The sequence below is a fragment of the Mesorhizobium sp. XAP4 genome (assembly GCF_029269325.1).
GTDB classification, from domain to species: domain Bacteria; phylum Pseudomonadota; class Alphaproteobacteria; order Rhizobiales; family Rhizobiaceae; genus Mesorhizobium; species Mesorhizobium ciceri.
Genome location: NZ_JARIXW010000002.1, coordinates 542,499 through 560,166, shown reverse-complemented (window position 1 = coordinate 560,166; position 17,668 = coordinate 542,499). Strand labels below are relative to the sequence as shown.

11 protein-coding genes are annotated in these 17,668 nt (G+C 63.8%); 6 read left to right on the top strand and 5 right to left on the bottom strand.

The window, feature by feature from the left end:
- Positions 1 to 51 precede the first annotated feature (51 nt).
- Positions 52 to 2,091 (top strand): ATP-binding cassette domain-containing protein, encoded by a 2,040-nt coding sequence (locus P3C39_RS11625; RefSeq protein WP_275953321.1) that lies wholly within the window; start codon positions 52 to 54, stop codon positions 2,089 to 2,091.
- Between the two features lie 27 nt (positions 2,092 to 2,118).
- Here the strand turns inward: P3C39_RS11625 and P3C39_RS11620 are convergent, their stop codons facing one another.
- The 5 genes from P3C39_RS11620 to P3C39_RS11600 all read right to left on the bottom strand — a co-directional run bounded on the left by P3C39_RS11620 (position 2,119) and on the right by P3C39_RS11600 (position 11,959).
- Complete coding sequence (locus P3C39_RS11620) at positions 2,119 to 3,633, bottom strand: malonyl-CoA synthase (protein WP_275953322.1); 1,515 nt, start codon at positions 3,631 to 3,633, stop codon at positions 2,119 to 2,121.
- Between the two features lie 177 nt (positions 3,634 to 3,810).
- A complete protein-coding gene (locus tag P3C39_RS11615) occupies positions 3,811 to 4,551 on the bottom strand; it encodes a GntR family transcriptional regulator (RefSeq protein WP_013528582.1) in 741 nt (246 codons plus the stop codon).
- Positions 4,552 to 4,959: 408 nt separating this feature from the next.
- On the bottom strand, positions 4,960 to 5,637 hold the full coding sequence (gene rpe, locus P3C39_RS11610) for a ribulose-phosphate 3-epimerase (protein WP_275953323.1): 678 nt from the start codon (positions 5,635 to 5,637) through the stop codon (positions 4,960 to 4,962).
- Between the two features lie 222 nt (positions 5,638 to 5,859).
- Positions 5,860 to 9,705: a hypothetical protein gene (locus tag P3C39_RS11605; RefSeq protein WP_275953324.1), complete on the bottom strand. Its 3,846-nt coding sequence runs from the start codon at positions 9,703 to 9,705 to the stop codon at positions 5,860 to 5,862.
- A gap of 10 nt (positions 9,706 to 9,715) precedes the next feature.
- Positions 9,716 to 11,959, bottom strand: coding sequence for a hypothetical protein (locus P3C39_RS11600; protein ID WP_032808071.1), 2,244 nt, complete (start codon positions 11,957 to 11,959; stop codon positions 9,716 to 9,718).
- 213 nt (positions 11,960 to 12,172) lie between these two features.
- Between P3C39_RS11600 and dnaK the strand changes: the two genes are divergently transcribed.
- The 5 genes from dnaK (at position 12,173) to pyrF (ending at position 17,656) form a co-directional block, all read left to right on the top strand.
- Positions 12,173 to 14,089: a molecular chaperone DnaK gene (gene dnaK / locus P3C39_RS11595; protein WP_275953325.1), complete on the top strand. Its 1,917-nt coding sequence runs from the start codon at positions 12,173 to 12,175 to the stop codon at positions 14,087 to 14,089.
- A gap of 212 nt (positions 14,090 to 14,301) precedes the next feature.
- Positions 14,302 to 15,432, top strand: coding sequence for a molecular chaperone DnaJ (dnaJ, locus tag P3C39_RS11590; protein WP_013528587.1), 1,131 nt, complete (start codon positions 14,302 to 14,304; stop codon positions 15,430 to 15,432).
- A gap of 167 nt (positions 15,433 to 15,599) precedes the next feature.
- Positions 15,600 to 16,205: a phospholipid N-methyltransferase PmtA gene (gene pmtA, locus P3C39_RS11585; RefSeq protein WP_027161171.1), complete on the top strand. Its 606-nt coding sequence runs from the start codon at positions 15,600 to 15,602 to the stop codon at positions 16,203 to 16,205.
- A 159-nt stretch (positions 16,206 to 16,364) separates the two neighbouring features.
- Positions 16,365 to 16,961 carry an NADPH-dependent FMN reductase gene (locus P3C39_RS11580; RefSeq protein WP_063169676.1) on the top strand — a complete coding sequence of 199 codons (597 nt, stop codon included), beginning with the start codon at positions 16,365 to 16,367 and terminating at the stop codon, positions 16,959 to 16,961.
- On the top strand, positions 16,958 to 17,656 hold the full coding sequence (pyrF, locus tag P3C39_RS11575) for an orotidine-5'-phosphate decarboxylase (RefSeq protein ID WP_275953326.1): 699 nt from the start codon (positions 16,958 to 16,960) through the stop codon (positions 17,654 to 17,656). The genes P3C39_RS11580 and pyrF overlap by 4 nt, the downstream gene beginning before the upstream one ends.
- Positions 17,657 to 17,668: the final 12 nt, after the last annotated feature.

The window sequence follows — 17,668 nt, the reverse complement described above, 5'->3', positions numbered from 1 at the left end:
TATCGGCTGTCGTCGTGAAACCTTTTGATTTTGAGGTCGTTGTCGGAGCGTATGTCCGAGGCGAAACCCAAATTGAAACAGGCCGACGGCATCAAACCGCGCGGTGCCTTGAAGCCGCGACAGCAAGCGCCGCGTGACCAGAGGCCGCGCCACGAGGATCTGCGCGAAAAAAAACCGCCGACTGCCGAAGCTGCCCCCGAGGTCGACGGCCAGCCGGGACCGCCACCGGAGGCTGTCGAGCCGGATCCGCAACTGACGCCCGAAGAAGCCGAGCAGGCGCGCCGGAAATACCTGCTGCGGCGTTTCTGGATCAGCGGGCGCGGCTACTGGGCCAGGCGGGGCGATGGGCTTGCCTGGCCGCTCACGATCGGGCTGTTGATCCTGATCTGCGTCAATGTCGGCTTTCAATACGGGATCAACGTCTGGAACCGCTCCTTCTTCGACGCCATCGAGCAACGCAACGTCCACACCGTCTATGTGCTTAGCGCCATATTCCTGCCGCTCGTCGCTGGAAGCGCGGGCCTTGTGGTCGCGCAGGTCTATCTGCGCATGACGATCCAGCGCCGCTGGCGTTCCTGGCTGACCACCGCCGTCATCGCACGCTGGCTTGCCAATGGCCGCTACTACCAGTTGAATCTCGTCGCCGGCGACCACTCGAACCCCGAAGCCCGCCTCACGGAGGATCTGCGGATCGCCACCGAGTCACCCGTCGATTTCATCTCGGGCGTCCTCAATGCGTTCCTGTCGGCCTCGACCTTCATCGTGGTGCTGTGGACGATCGGCGGCGCGCTCACTTTGCCGATCGGTGGCGAAAACCTGACCATTCCCGGCTTCCTCGTCATCACCGCGGTCATCTATGCCGCCATCACCTCCACGTCGATGGTGGTCATCGGCCGGCATTTCGTCCGCCTCTCCGAGCAGAAGAACCAGGCGGAAGCCGAATTCCGCTACACGCTGACGCGGGTGCGCGAAAACGGCGAGAGCATCGCATTGCTTGGCGGCGAGGAGGAGGAGCGCAGCGGCATCGACAGGAATTTCGGTCATGTGCTCAGGCAATGGGCGCTGCTGACGGGCCAGCACATGCGCACGGCGCTGGTGTCGCAGGGGTCGAGCCTGTTTGCGCCGGTCGTGCCGGTCCTGCTCTGCGCGCCGAAATTCCTCGAAGGCTCGATGTCGCTCGGACAGGTGATGCAGGCTGCCTCCGCCTTCGCCATCGTGCAGGGCGCGTTCGGATGGCTGGTCGACAACTACCCGCGTCTTGCCGACTGGAACGCCTCGGCGCGGCGCATCGCCTCGCTGATGATGTCGCTCGACGGGCTCGAGCGTGCGGAGCAGAGCGACGCGCTCGGACGCATCCAGCACGGCGAAACCGAAGACGGTGCGATGCTCAGCCTCGACGATCTCTCCGTCACGCTCGACGACGGCACCTCCGTGGTCAAGGAAACCGAGGTTGCGATCGAACCGGGCGAGCGTGTGCTGGTGGCTGGCGAATCCGGTTCCGGCAAGTCGACGCTGGTGCGGGCCGTTGCCGGCCTGTGGCCGTGGGGCGGCGGCAGCGTCAATTTTCATGCCGACAGGCGACTGTTCATGCTGCCGCAACGCCCCTACATTCCCTCGGGCACGCTTCGCCGCGCGGTCGCCTATCCCGCGGCCGCGGACAAGTGGACGATCAAACAGATCAAGGCCGCCCTGGACAAGGTCGGCTTGGCCTATCTTGCCGAAAGGATCAAGGAAGAAGCGCCATGGGACCAGACGCTGTCGGGCGGCGAAAAGCAGCGTCTCGCTTTCGCGCGCCTGCTGCTGCACCGCCCCGATATCGTCGTGCTGGATGAAGCAACCTCGGCGCTCGACGAGAAGAGCCAGGACGCCATGATGGCGACGGTGATCCGCGAATTGCCCGATGTCACCATCATCAGCGTGGCGCACCGTGCCGAGCTGGAAGCCTTCCACAGCCGCAAGATCACCCTCGAACGGCGCGAGGGCGGCGCCAAGCTTGTCAGCGACATCAACCTCGTGCCGCGCAAGCGCAACCTGCTGAAGCGCGCCTTGTGGGGCTCCGGCAGTCGGGTCGAAAGGGCGCGCAAGGAGTAAGGCGCCGCTGCCCCGGGCTCCGCGCAACTATGATGCGTATATGTCCTTGTAGGTGTCGCGCAGCAGGTTCTTCTGTACCTTGCCCATGGTGTTGCGCGGCAGTTCATCGACGAAGATCACGCGCTTCGGATGCTTGTATTTCGCCACCCGTCCGGCGATAGCGCCGAGAATTTCGGCACCGGTGATCCGCGATGACGGCGCCCGCACGACGACGGCGGTGACGCCTTCGCCGAAATCCGGATGGGCAACGCCGATGACGGCGCTTTCGCTAACCCCGTCGAGCGCATCGATCTCGCTTTCGAGCTCCTTCGGGTAGATGTTGTAACCGCCCGATATGATCAGGTCCTTGCCGCGACCGACGATGTGGACGTAGCCGTCGGCGTCGGTCATGCCGAGATCGCCGGTGATGAAAAAACCGTCGGCGCGGAATTCCGCCTTGGTCTTCTCCGGCATGCGCCAATAGCCGCCGAAAACATTTGGGCCCTTCACCTCGATCATGCCGACCTCGCCCTGCGCAAGCGCTGCGCCGCTGTCTGGATCGGCGATGCGAAGCGTGACGCCGGGCAAGGGGAAACCGACGGTGCCGGCGCGCCGCTCGCCCTCATAGGGGTTCGAGGTGTTCATGTTGGTCTCGGTCATGCCGTAGCGTTCGAGGATCGCGTGGCCGGTGCGCTCGCGCCAGGCCTTGTGCGTCTCGGCCAGCAGCGGCGCCGACCCGGAAATGAACACACGGATGTTTTTCGCCGCCTCATGGTCCAGCCCCTCATGCTGCAGCAGGCGCACGTAGAAGGTCGGCACCCCCATCAGGGCCGTGGCACGCGGCAGCAGCGAGGCGATGCGGGCCGGATCGAACTTCTGCTCGAACAGCATCGAGGCGCCGGCCATCAGGACGACGTTGGTGGCGACGAACAGGCCGTGCGTGTGGAAGATCGGCAATGCGTGGATCAGCACGTCGTCTCCGGTGAAACGCCAGTGCTCGACCAGCACGCGCGCGTTCGAAGCAAGGTTCTCGTGGCTGAGCATGGCGCCTTTCGAACGACCGGTGGTTCCCGACGTGTAGAGGATTGCCGCGAGGTCATCCGACCCGCGCGCCACGTCATGAAAATCCGTCGGCAGCCGCGAGGCCTGCTCGGTCAGCGATCCCCGGCCATCGCGGCCGAGCGTGACGGTGACGGCGCCCGTCTTTTCCGCCAGCGCGCCGATGTCGGCCGCTCTTGCCGGATCGCAGACGACCAGGCGTGGTTCCGCGTCGCCGAAGAAATACTCCAGCTCAGCCAGCGTGTAGGCGGTGTTGAGCGGCAGGAAGACGGCGCCGGCGCGCAGGCAGGCGAGATAGAGCATGACCGCTTCCGGGCTCTTCTCGACCTGCACGGCAACGCGGTCACCGGGTTCGACATCCAGTTGCAGGAGCGCATGCGCAAGCTGCGCCGAGCGGGCCAGCATATCGCCATAGGTGATCGAGCGGCCATCATCGGTTTCCATCAGCAAGCGCGCTGGCGCCGGCATCCGGAACCGGAACGCATCGAACAGATGATTGCTCATGAAGACTTCCCTGGGGTGCTGCGGCGCTGAGCATGCGCCTGTCGCGGCATGCCTCGGCGGCGAGAGTTCGCGGTTCTTGGCCGCGCCGTCAAGCCCGCCGACAGCGGTTCACGCCGGCCACGCCGACGCAGGTTGCGTGCAAGAAACGAGCACAAGAGACCCGCCAGGAAACGACTGCTATCGCCGAGCGCGTTTGCCGGCGATTTCTTTCGTTTCCTCGTCCTGCTCGAAGCGCTTCATGCACATGGCCGCAGTCAACCGGTAGTGGTTGAGCAGGGCCTCGACGGCACCGTCGGCATTGCCGTCCAGGGCATATTCGGCGATCAGACGATGCTCGCCGAAATCGTCGCGCTGGACGCCTTCGCCATCATTGGCCATTTGCCGGTAGCGATAGGCGTGATCGGAGAGCTGGTCGCAAAACCCCACCAGCCATTGCGACCGGCAGGCCGAAATCAGCACCCTGTGGAAGATGCGATGCAGCCTCTCCCAATCGGGATTGAGCGAGAAGAGATTCTGCGGTGCCAGACGTGACGCGCGTCCCAGGCGATGCAGCGCCAGCACGAGCTGTTCTTCCCATTCGGCGGTGCGGTGGGTGATGGATTCGCGAAGCGCTCGCTCCTCGAGCCAGCAGCGGGTGCGCGTCAGCTCCTCGAGTTCCGAGGCGCTGACCGGCATGATGAAGAAGCCGCGCTGGTCGTGCCGGCCGAGAAGCCCTTCCGAGGCGAGGCGATTGAGGGCTTCGCGGACAGGCGAGGCGCCGGCTCCATATTTGGAGACCACCCACTCGACCCGCAGCTTGCTCTCGGCTTCAAGGACACCGCCGAGAAGATCGTCCCGCAATTGCTGATAGACCGTAGTGGCAAGCGTGCTCTTCGGTCCGGCAGCGTCGTCGTTCAGATTGGCAGCTCCGTATGTCAAAGCGACTCCTTGTCCCCAGGACTTGTCCCGGGCGATTCGAGTCCGAAAGCATTCGCCTTCTCGTACTTGTACCATACAGCGCGAAGATTCGCCTGCTCAAGCAGAAGATCACGTTATTGTACTTTAGCACAAAGGAATATGCGGCATTTCGGAGTTCAGTGCTGTAATTCCGCGCTTTTTCACAACCTGCGGGCACTTAACATGTTTTGTATGCACGCAGGAGAATCTGTTCTTTTTGTTCTTTTGTATTCGCGCGAGATCAACTGTCTGCTTTGGGCATAGACGACGGAGCTGAAAACCGAATCAGGCAATCGCTCACATCCGATGCCGTTGCCCCAAAAGCTTCACAAACCCGCCCGGCACCAGAACCTTAGCCGGCATGCAGGACCGACGCGGGAACACTGCTGGTCAACCGGCTGCCTTATCGGCTGCCGTCCTGATCGCCTGGATGTTCTGCCGATAAGCCTCGACGCTGCCGCCTTTGAAGATGGCGGCGCCCGCCACCAGCACGTCGGCGCCGGCAGCGGTGACCAGCGGCGCGGTTTCGGCTGAAACACCGCCGTCGATCTCGATTCGGATCGGCCGGCCTCCGATGAGGGCCTTGACCCGCTTCACCTTGTCGACGATCGCTGGGATGAAGGCCTGGCCGCCGAAGCCCGGATTGACGGTCATGATCAGGATCAGGTCGAGCCGGTCGAGCACGTATTCGACCACGCTTTCCGGCGTCGCCGGATTGAGCGACACACCGGCCTTCTTGCCAAGATTCCTGATGGTCTGCAGCGAGCGGTCAAGATGCGGGCCGGCCTCGGCATGGACGGTCAAACCGTCGCAGCCGGCCTCGGCGAAAGCGGCCAGATAGGGGTCGGCCGGGGCAATCATCAGATGGCAGTCGAAGAAGGCCTTGGTGCGGTTGCGGATCGCCTTGATCACTGGCGGGCCAAAGGTGATGTTGGGCACGAAATGCCCGTCCATAACATCGAGATGTATCCAATCGGCGCCGGCTGCCGCTACCGCTTCGACCTCATCGCCGAGTTTGGAAAAATCCGATGCCAGCACCGATGGTGCAATCAGGGACTTTCTGCTCATGGATGCGGCCTTTCCGAGTGTCCTTCTCGTTGGCCACCCTATCGACTGCCTAATGCGCCGCAGCCGACTTGTCGAGGGTGCAGGCGCGGTCGACGCGCAGGCTGGGACGCGTGCCGTTATCCGCGATCATGCTGCGGCCAATTCCCGCTTGTCCCCACAGCTGCGAAGAAAAACCCGCCGGATTGCTCCGGCGGGGTTTCTGGTCTCGCGTCGAGCAGGTGGTTATTGCTGCTGGAGCTTCAGGATTCTGTCTGGAACCTGGTCCTGCCGCTGTTCGACTTGCGGCCTGCGCCGTGGCAGCACCTGCTGCAGCAGCAGGCCGGGGTTCAGCTCCAGCGACGGTTGTCCGCGGACCGCCCGGCAGTTCGGGTAGCGCCCGATCGTGCCTTCCGGGCAGCGCCTCCTGATGATCGGCTGGCACTGGCCATCGATCATCTGCGAGCCCGGTGCGCATTCCACCTCCTGCCTGCGGCATGCGCCGTTGATCACCTCGGTGCCGCGCGGGCAGACACATTCGCCGCGCTTGTTGTGGACCTGGCCGCGTATGTCGCACTGCTCCTGCGTCGGCTGCTTGCGCCGGCAGGCATTGCCCCGCACCTCGGTACCCCTCGGGCAGACACAATTGCCGTCGGCGTCGTGGACCTGGCCACGGATGGTGCACTGGTCAGGCCTTGGCCGGATCGGGCGGCAGGCGCCGTTTCTGACCTCGTTGCCTTGCGGGCAGACGCAGTCTCCGTCCGCGTCGTGGACCTGGCCACGGATGATGCACTGCTCAGGCTTCGGCCGGATCGGACGGCAGGCGCCATTGCGCACCTCGGTCCCTCGCGGGCAGACACAGTCTCCATCGGCATCGTGGACCTGGCCACGGATCGTGCACTGCTCCGGCTTTGGCTGGATCGGGCGGCAGGCATTGCCCCTGATCTCGGTTCCCCTGGGGCAAACACAATCGCCATCCGCATTGTGGACCTGGCCACGGATAGTGCACTGCTCGGGCTTGTCGGTCCTGACACACCTGCCGTTCTCGAGCCCGGTTCCGCGTGGGCAGACGCAGCGTCCGTCCTCGGTGCGGATCTGGCCCTCGAGCAGCACACAGCGTTTCGGCTGTTCCGGCTTCGGCACGATACCACCGCCCGGCGAGCACTGGCCGTTGCGGTAGGTGGTGCCTTCGGGGCAAACGCAGCGGCCGGCATCGTTCATGACGAAGCCTTGCGAGCATTCCTTCCTCGTCTCCTGGCTAATGGTGAAGGGATGGCAGGCATAGGCCTTGCCGCGATCGCCCTGCACATTGGTCTGATCGCCGCCAAGCACGTCGCCACCGCCCTGCACCCGTGTGTCGGGAGACAGCACGCCGACGCAGTTCTGGCCGCTGACATTGCCCTGCAGATTGGCCAGGCGGCCGTCGTCGGGAATGACCACGGTGACATGGTGCACCCGGCTTTCGCCGGCGCCGAGCGTCAGGTTGGCAATGCAGGACGCAGGCAAGGTTGCCGGTTCCGGCGAGCAGCCGAAGGGCGGATCGATCGAGGTGATCTCAACGCCTTCCAGCCTGCCGAGCCCCTCCACGCCGATCGCATCGCCGATGCGGACCGGCCCGGAGAAGGCGGTCGCTCCGTCATTGGTGATGGTGATCTCGAACGAGCAGGGTTGGCCGAGCCTGCATTCGCGGTCGCCGGTCTTTTCGACACGGATGGTCGAAGAACCGCCGCCCTTGGCGCAGGCCTGGCCAAAGGGATAGACGACGTCGTCGCCCGGCGCAGGCCCATAGGAGCCGCGCGCGCAGTTTTCGAACGCGCCATTCGCCGAGACCGTCACGTCGAAGTGGCGGCTGGTTCCAGGTGTCATGACGGCACCGGGAATCTGGCACGACAGCGCATTGGCCGGAACCGGTCCGCACGCCCATTCCGCGCCGTCGGGGGTGACGGTCTGGATCTGGACGGGCGCGCCGCCGGCCACCAGCGTGGCGGCATCGTTGACCCGCACCGGACCGTTGGGGGCAGCGGTGCCAAGGCTGATGACGGTGATGCGGCAAGAGACGACCGCGGCACCGGCGAGCGAGCCGTTGCACACCTTGGTGATGCGCAGGGTCGGCTTGCCGCCATTGGGATGACGGAAGCGTTCCTTGGCGCAGGCCTTGTTGTTGGTGAGGTCGTTTTCACCGGCGATGGGCTTCACCTCAGCGCAATTCTCGACAATGTCCGACTGGTAGCCGGCCGGCATGACCGCCTTCACGAAGATCGGCGTCGAGGCGCCCGCAGGCAGCGAGATGCCGGCATTGTCGCAGCGGAACTGGCCGGGGCCGTTCGGTCCGCATGTCCAGGGCGGGCTCGGCCCGAAGGTCGAGGAGGACGGCGCGCCGCCGGGATAATTGTCGATGACCGTCAGCGGTCCATTGTAGGTGGCGCTGCCGTTGTTGATGATGTCGATCACGAAGGTGCAGATGCCGTCGGCCGAGCAGACCGGGACGCGGGCACGCTTCTTCAGGATCAGGTCGACCTTCTTCTCCACCGGCGGCCGGCAGTCGCGGTCACGGTCGCCGCGCCGGCAGATCGGGATCGAGGCACAGCCGCGATCGTTCGACTGGCTGCCGAACAGCGGCTTGCCGCTGGCGCCATAATTGTAGGTGGCGCAGTTGCGTAAAGCACCGCCTTGCCAGCCTCCGGCCGGCTTGAAGCCGAGCTTGAGGTCGACGGAGGCCCCCGGATTGAGCGTGGTCACCGGATAGGTGCAGGTCATCGGGGTGGTTCCGGGTACGCAGACCCAAGGTGGATTTGGCCCTGAATCGAGCGTCGAGCCGGCCGGCAGCGTCACCTCGTCGAGCACGATCTTGCCGTGGTAGGCACCGGTGCCGACATTGGTGACCCTGATGGTGAAGTCGCAGCCGCCGCCCATCGTGCAACGCGTCACGTCGGCGCGTTTCTCGACCTTGAGGTCCGGCTCCTTGTCCCTGGGCGGGCACCTCTGGTCACGCGGGATGACGATGTCGATCGTCTGCGTGCAGCACAGGCCCCAGCCTTCCTTCGGACCGGCATAGGTTTCGATGCCGGTGACGATGAGGTGGATGACGTCGCCGGGCGAGGCACCGACGATCTTCCAGTTGAGCACACCGCCGCCCGCCGGCACCAATTGGGTATCGGGGATGATGTTGATGCCGGGCGTGCTCGTCGACACCTGCACCCACTTGCCGCCCATCTCCGGGCCGACCGGCATGTGATAGATGAAGGCGCCGCCGCCGGGCACGCAGTCGACCGTACCGCGTTCCACCTTGAAGCATTCCTTGCCGGGAGGTGGCGGTGGCGGATTGCACTTGGTGACGTCGATCTTGATCGAGGTCTTCACGCCGGTCTTGAAGTCACCGTCGTCGGGCTTGCTCGGATCCTGCGATGGGATGATGGTCCCGGTGCCCGGTCCGGCCGTCACCTTGATCATGCCCTGGTTGTCGACGATCGTCGGCGCGGGAAATGCCGCACGATCGATCTTGGCCGTGATCGCGAAGTTGATCACACGCTCGTTGGCAGCGCCGACGCCGTCGACATCGGACGTGGAGATGCGGAAATCGGAAACCGTGGCAGTATCGTTCGGATTTGCCGAAGTGCTGATCGTTGCACCCGGCAGTGGTCCGCCGGACGAATCCGTGCCGTCGCCGGACACGTTGACGTTGATGATCGCAAGGCCGTGCGGAAGCTGGTCCTTGAAGTCGATCCTGACCTTCTTCAGCCTGGCCTCGAGGCTCGGGTCGGCAAGGCCCTGCGGATCGCCGCGCAAGCCGAAGCTCAGCGAGTAGACGACGTAATCGCAGCCTCTTTGAGTGCCTGTCTTGGTGAAGAAAGGCACCACCTGGTCAGGCCTCGGAGTGACGACGCGCGAACTATCAAGATCGAGCTTCAGCTCCGGGGTGATCGAGGCAGCGTCTTCTGCAAAGCCTTGCACCGGGGTGAACATGGCGACCGCGATACCGGCCGCCATCAGCCAGCGCGCGCCGCGCCTGGCGTATGACAGGGGTTTCATGATCGTCTCCATGACGGTTGTTTGGGCGTTCGTTGCGAGCGGGGAGAGTGCGAGATTTTTCATCTTCCCCTCCTCAACGTTCGCAGCTGGCGGCTGGGGTTCTGAGCGGCAAAGTCATCTTGCAGCAAGGGTAATAGCCACCCTTGTCCTTGTCGGACTTCCTGTAGAAGCAGAGCCCGACATCGACTGTGTCACCCGGATAGTGGCCGGTGATGTCGATCGTGTAAGGCTTGCCGGGCGCATGCGACTGGGATGATGTCACCCCGACGCCTGGCGTCCTGGACTGGACCTTGATCGAATCGCCGCCGAAGCCGGCATGGTCATGGAGATAGAGATCGGCCTCGAGGCCGGAAGGCGTGCAGTAATACTGGACGTCGTCGACGTCGAGACATGGAGGCAGGTTGCCGGGTGGTGGGAAATCCGGCGGGTAGAAGGGGGGCAGGTAGCCGCCCGGGATTTCCTCGTAATAGCCGGCGCGGCCCTCGCAAGGGTGCCAGACGGCAACATCGCCGACATGGCCCTCGACCTCCGGGTCTTCGAAATAACCGTCGAAGTCGACGAACCATGAGCCGAAGGGCGGCACATTAGCCGGCTTGACCAGCTCTTTCGGCGTGATCTGCACACCGTGTACGGCCAGCGGCCCGCCGGCTGCGAGCTGTTCGGCGAGTGAAGGATTGTCGCGCAGCTTGTCGCCCGTGTTGACCAGCGTCTGCGTGCAGACGGAGCTGTCGAGATTGCCGTCGGCATCATAGCCATATTGCAGATCAAGACCGCCGGCCGACTGCCGGTTGCCTTGGGGGAAGCCGACCGCATATTCCTGCGGCACTTCGACCCAGACCGATTCCGTTTCCGGATCGTCCGGGTTCTCCCGGAAGTAGCGGATGACCTCGCCTTTACCGGAATCGGCGAACTGGCTGTAATCGTAACGGTTCTCGACCGGACCGCGCTGGGCCAGGTACATGAAGCCGCTGTTGTCGAAGGCGATGTCGGTGACGGCGTAGTCCTTGTCGGCCCTGACCGTCAGTTCCCAGCGCGGGTCACCGGCAAAACTGCCGTCGCGGGCGATGCCCACCGACCAGATTTCCGACTTTTCGCCGACCGAATAGTAGAGCCGGCCGCCATGGTAGGAGACACCCCAGACGCGGCGCTCGTCCTGCGTGTAGCCCCAGCTGTCGGGGTCTTCGCTATCGAAGGCGGCACCTTGTATGTCCATCACCGAACCATCGTCGGCGACGGGAGCGAGCCCATGCGTGGGCCGGCCGGCAACGCCGTGATCGAAGCTGTCGATCAGTCTGCCTTCGGCGTCGATGCGATGGATCAGGCCGGTGTCGAGATCGGACGCGAAGAACTCGCGGTGAGTGGCGTCGAAAGTGAGATTGCCGATGCCGGGACCGCTGTTGGTGTCGATGTCGGCGAATTTGGAGACCTGGCCGGTGATGCCGTCGATCTTCCAGACGGTGCCCGGCCCACCACCGTTTTCGGTGCCGAACTGGCCATCCATGAAGGTGGCACCGGCAGCGCCGCGGCGCTGCCTCTCAGGGCGGCCGTCATCGTCGGCATCCGGGGTGACGATACGGATGCCGTGCAGCGAGGTGGCGCCGGCATAGAGATTGGGAATGCCCGATGGAACGCCGTCGCGCACGCCGTCATCATAGGTGACGCCGAACACCTGGCCGATCTGCTCCGCCGTCACCTCGAAGGGCGGCGGCGTGTTGACCAGCTGGCCGGAGGCTGGGCCGCCCAGATGCGAAACGTCGAACACGCGCAAGGTGGCGCGCGTGGGGTCGATGAAGGTTTCGTCGACCGGATCGACGCCGGGCGGCAGGCCCTCTTTTTCGGAATCAGGGGGGTCGAAATTGGGAATGATGGTGCCGGAGAATCCGGTCACCGCCATCGAGCCGGGATAGATGATCCGGGTTTCCTGCGCCTGCGCGGCGCCCAGCCACAGGCCGAGTGCCAGCGCCAGCAACCCGCCTGGATGCACAGCACGGCGCAAGCCGCCATCAAGAGACGACACGAACGAGCCGCGGATGCGAGACATGACACTACCCCCCGTAGTCGACGGGAGAACGTCGGGGCTGGCCGCGCAAATCAGGGCAAGGCGCGGCGGTCCGGCTCGTTCTTCCCTGATCGAATTGTCTGCTTTCCTCAAGACGACGATACGCCTGGTCTTACGCAGGGTCAACGGAATCAGCGGAAAGCCCAGCGCATCGACCCCGTCCCGAAGGCGGTGGTCGCGCCGAGCTCCTGTTGTTCCCGGAGACCTCAGAGCCTCTGGGTTATTGGTCATGGGGGCTTCCTTTCCGGGCCGCACCATGCGGCACCTGGAGATCAGTCGCGGGCGGAGATGGAAAGGTTCATGGAAGGCCTGCGCAGAATGCTTGCGCGCGATGCCGCCTGTTCTTATATACGCGCCAAGCCGTTCGGCGCCGGAATGCCGGTTGCCGGAACGGGATTTCTTGTGAACAGGGGCTTTCGTCGGAACGCCTGTACGGGTCCTGAGAGCCTGCTTAGCGGAGAGACTAGAGAAATGGCAAAAGTAATCGGTATCGATCTCGGCACCACCAACTCCTGCATCGCCATCATGGATGGCAAGGAGCCCAAGGTAATCGAGAATGCGGAAGGCGCGCGCACGACGCCTTCCATCGTCGCCATCTCGGGCGACGACGAACGTCTGGTCGGCCAGCCGGCCAAGCGCCAGGCGGTCACCAATCCTGAAAACACCATCTTCGCGGTCAAACGCCTGATCGGCCGCCGCTATGACGATCCGGTGACGGAGAAGGACAAGAAGCTTGTCCCCTACAAGATCGTCAAGGGCGACAATGGCGATGCCTGGGTCGAAGCCGGCGGCAGGAAGCAGTCGCCCTCGCAGATTTCGGCCATGATCCTGCAGAAGATGAAGGAGACGGCGGAAGCCTATCTCGGCGAAAAGGTCGAGAAGGCGGTCATCACCGTTCCGGCCTATTTCAACGACGCCCAGCGCCAGGCGACCAAGGATGCCGGCAAGATCGCCGGCCTTGAAGTGCTGCGCATCATCAACGAGCCGACCGCGGCAGCGCTTGCCTATGGCCTCGACAAGAAGGAAGGCAAGACCATTGCCGTCTATGACCTTGGCGGCGGCACGTTCGACATTTCGGTGCTCGAAATCGGCGACGGCGTGTTCGAGGTCAAGTCGACCAATGGCGACACCTTCCTCGGCGGCGAGGATTTCGACATGCGCCTGGTCGAATACCTGGCGGCCGAGTTCAAGAAGGAACAGGGTATCGACCTGAAGAACGACAAGCTTGCCCTGCAGCGCCTCAAGGAGGCGGCTGAAAAGGCCAAGATCGAGCTGTCGTCGACCACCCAGACCGAAATCAACCTGCCCTTCATCACCGCCGACGCGACCGGGCCGAAGCACCTGACGCTGAAGCTGACGCGCGCCAAGTTCGAGCAGCTGGTCGACGACCTCGTCCAGCGCACGATTTCCCCTTGCAAGGCGGCGTTGAAGGATGCCGGCCTGAAGGCGGGCGAGATCGACGAAGTCGTCCTGGTCGGCGGCATGACCCGCATGCCCAAGATCCAGGAAATCGTGAAGCAGTTCTTCGGCAAGGAGCCGCACAAGGGCGTCAATCCGGATGAGGTCGTCGCTCTCGGCGCCGCCATCCAGGCCGGCGTGCTGCAGGGCGACGTCAAGGACGTGCTGTTGCTCGACGTGACGCCGCTGTCGCTCGGCATCGAGACGCTGGGTGGCGTGTTCACCCGCCTGATCGAACGCAACACGACGATCCCGACCAAGAAGAGCCAGGTGTTCTCGACGGCCGAGGACTCACAGTCGGCAGTGACCATCCGGGTCTTCCAGGGTGAGCGCGAAATGGCCGCCGACAACAAGGCGCTCGGCCAGTTCGACCTGGTCGGCATTCCGCCGGCGCCGCGCGGCGTACCGCAGATCGAGGTCACCTTCGACATCGACGCCAACGGCATCGTCAACGTTTCGGCCAAGGACAAGGGCACCGGCAAGGAGCACCAGATCCGCATCCAGGCATCGGGTGGTCTTTCGGACGCCGACATCGAGAAGATGGTCAAGGACGCCGAGGCCAATGCCGAGACCGACAAGAAGCGGCGTGCGCTGGTCGAGGCCCGCAACCAGGCCGAAGCGCTGCTGCATTCCTCGGAGAAGTCGCTGAAGGAATATGGCGACAAGGTTTCGGAAGGCGAGCGCACGGCGATCTCCGACGCGATCGCGGCGCTGAAGACCGCGACCGAAGGCGACGACGCGGCCGACATCGAAGCCAAGAGCCAGGCGCTGGCCGAGGCTTCTATGAAGCTTGGCCAGGCCATGTACGAGGCTTCGCAGAAGGAAGCGGCGGAAGCCGACGCCAAGGCGGACGCCGCCAAGGACAGTGACGTTGTCGACGCCGATTTCGAGGAAATCGACGAGGACGACGACAAGAAGAAGTCGGCCTGAACCGTTTGACGGCAAGATAAAGCGAAAAGCCCGGCGAAGGCCGGGCTTTTTTGCAACCCCTTGCAGAAAAACAGCGGGCCTTGCTGAAAAAATGCAGGCAAAGCCGCGTCGACACTGGCATCCCCCTTCCATCGCACCTAAATCGAAGCGTCAGTGCCGGCAAGAGACGCAACAATGCTTCAAGACGTTGAGCATCCGGACAGCGGGAAAAAATGAAAGCTGATTTCTACGAGACGCTGGGCGTGCAAAAAGGCGCCGATGAGAAGGAGCTCAAGAGCGCTTTCCGCAAGCTCGCCATGCAATTCCATCCCGATCGCAACCCCGGCGACCATTCCTGCGAGCACAAGTTCAAGGAAATCAACGAAGCCTACGAGACGCTGAAAGACCCGCAGAAGCGCGCGGCCTATGACCGCTTCGGCCACGCCGCCTTCGAACAAGGCGGCATGAATGGCGGGGCCCAGGGCTTTGGCGCCGGCGGCTTCGCCGACATTTTCGAGGACATTTTCGGCGACATGATGGGCGGGCGCCAGCGCCGCTCGTCGGGCGGCCGCGAGCGCGGCGCCGACCTGCGCTACAACATGGAAATCACCCTGGAAGAGGCTTTTGCCGGCAAGACCGCTCAGATCCGGGTGCCGGCGTCGATCTCGTGCTCTGAATGTTCGGGCAGCGGCGCCAAGCCCGGCACCCAGCCCGTCACCTGCTCGATGTGCAACGGCCACGGCAAGGTGCGCGCCACGCAAGGTTTCTTCTCGATCGAGCGGACCTGCCCGCAATGCCAGGGGCGCGGCCAGACGATCAAGGACCCGTGCCCGAAATGCGCCGGCCAGGGCCGCGTCACCGAGGAGCGTTCGCTGTCGGTCAACATCCCGGCCGGCATCGAGGACGGCACCCGCATCCGCCTTGCCAATGAGGGCGAAGCCGGCCTGCGCGGCGGGCCCTCGGGCGACCTCTATATTTTCCTGGCGGTCAAACCGCACGAGTTCTTCCAACGCGACGGCGCCGATCTCTATTGCAAGGTGCCGATCTCGATGACGACGGCAGCCCTTGGCGGCTCCTTCGAGGTGACGACGCTGGACGGCACGCAGACCAAGGTCAAGGTGACCGAAGGCACACAGAACGGGCGCCAGTTCCGCCTCAAGGGCAAGGGCATGCCTGTGCTGCGCCAGCCCAATGTCGGCGACCTCTACATCCAGACCGCGGTCGAGACGCCGCAGAACCTGACCCGGCGCCAGCGCGAACTTCTGGAGGAGTTCGAACAGCTCTCCTCGCAGGACAATTCGCCTCAATCGAGCGGCTTTTTCGCCCGTATGAAGGATTTCTTCGAGTCTTTCGGCGAGCGTTGATGCACTTTGGCCCGCGTAAGCCGATTTGCCACGCGTAAATCCTTGAATCGCGTCGCCCCTTGAGACGCGACGAAAATTATCTTATCCACGACATGCGTCCGGCCGCGCCTTGCCTAGCACCGCTCAGGTGCTAAGTAACTTTGCGGGGAGCGCTGAGGAGAGCTTGCATGACACGTGGCCCTGGACTGCGGAAGGCGCTTGTCGAAAAGTTCGACGACGAACTCAAATTCTTCAAGGGCTGGATCGACAAGCCGAAGACGGTTGGCTCGATCGTGCCGACCAGTTCGATCACCGCGCGCAAGATGGCCTCGATCGTCAATCCTAAATCCGGCCTGCCAGTGCTCGAGGTCGGTCCCGGTACCGGCGTCATCACCCGCGCCATCCTCGCCCAGGGCGTACGCCCCGAAAACCTTTACGCTGTCGAATATTCCACGGATTTCGTTCGTCACCTGCGGCGGCTCTATCCCGGCGTCAACGTCATCGAGGGCGACGCCTTCAACCTCAACGCCACGCTTGGCGACAAGAGCGGGATGATCTTCGATTCCGTCGTTTCGGGCGTGCCGCTGCTCAACTTTCCGGTCGCCCAGCGCATCGCCTATATCGAGAGCCTGCTCGACCGCATCCCGGCCGGACGGCCGATCGTGCAGCTGACCTACGGACCGATGTCGCCGATCCCGGCCGGCCGCGGTGACTACACGGTCAAGCATTTCGATTTCATCCTCCGCAACATTCCGCCGACGCAGCTGTGGATCTATCGCCGCGAAGCGCACTAGTGAGAAGGGAATAGGGCAATAGGGGAGTAAGAGAGTAGGGATGAAGGGTTCCATTTCCAGGCTATTTTCTACTCCCATATTCCCTACTGCCCTATTCCCCTATCCAGCCGTTGATTTGAGCCGTCCTTGGCTGTACCTGTCCGGGAACAAGGGTGGCCAATGGCAGTGATCCCGAAAATCCTCGTCTTCGCCGGCTCGGTGCGCAGCGGCGCCTATAGCGGCAGGGCCGCCGACGTGGCGCAAAAGGAACTCGCCATGCAAGGTGCCGAGGTGACCCGCATCTCGCTCGCCGAATACCCCCTGCCGATCATGGACGAGGACCTGGAAAAGGAAAAAGGCGTTCCCGAAAACGCCCAGAAACTCGGCCGTCTCATCATGGCCCATGACGGGCTGCTGATCGCCACGCCCGAATATAACGGCTCCATTCCGCCGCTGCTCAAGAACACGATCGACTGGGTGAGCCGGGTGCGCAGGGATGGTGGCCGGCCAGTCAGGCCGCTGGCCGGCAAGGTCGTTGGCCTTTGCTCGTCCTCCAACGGGCACTTTGCCGGTATCCGCTGCATCAACCATCTGCGCGCGGTGCTGGTGCGTTGCCAGATGGAGGTGGTGACGCCGGAATGCTCGGTGCCCGACGGCGGTGACGCCTTCGACGAGGATGGAAATTTCCGTGACGAAAGACTGCACAAATCGATGGAGCACCTATGCCGCACGCTGATCGAGACCTCGCGCCTGCTGTCCACCCGGATCGAGGCATGATCGCCAATAGCATGCGCGACCGGCTCGTCGTCGGCCTCGACGTGCCGACAGTGAAGCAAGCCGAGCAGGCAGTGCGCGAACTCGACGGCATCGTCTCCTTCTACAAGATCGGCTACCAGCTTGCCTTCGCCGGCGGGCTCGACTTCGCCAGGGAGCTGGCCAGCGGCGGCACCAACGTCTTCCTAGACATGAAGCTGCTCGACATCGACCACACGGTGGCCAAGGGTGTCGAGAACATCGTCAAGATGGGCGTGACGATGCTGACCATCCACGCCTATCCCAAGGCCATGCAGGCCGCCGTAGAGGCGGCCAGAGGCAGCGACCTTTGCCTGCTTGCCGTCAGCGTTCTGACCTCGATGGACGAGCAGGACATGATCGACGTCGGCTATGAGTACGATCCGCATACGCTGGTGCTTAGGCGCTCGGAACAGGCGCTGCATGCCGGCATGGGCGGCATCGTCTGCTCGGCCGCGGAGGCCGAGGCGGTGCGCCGGATCGTGGGACCCGACATGGCGGTGGTGACGCCCGGCATCCGGCCGGCGGGCAGCGACCATGGCGACCAGAAGCGCGTGGTGACGCCGGGCCAGGCGATTCGCAATGGCGCCAGCCACCTCGTCGTCGGCCGTCCGATCATTGCTGCGGCCAACAAACGGGAAGCGGCCGAAGCCATCCTCGACGAGATGCGCTCGGCCTGAGATTTCCAGGAA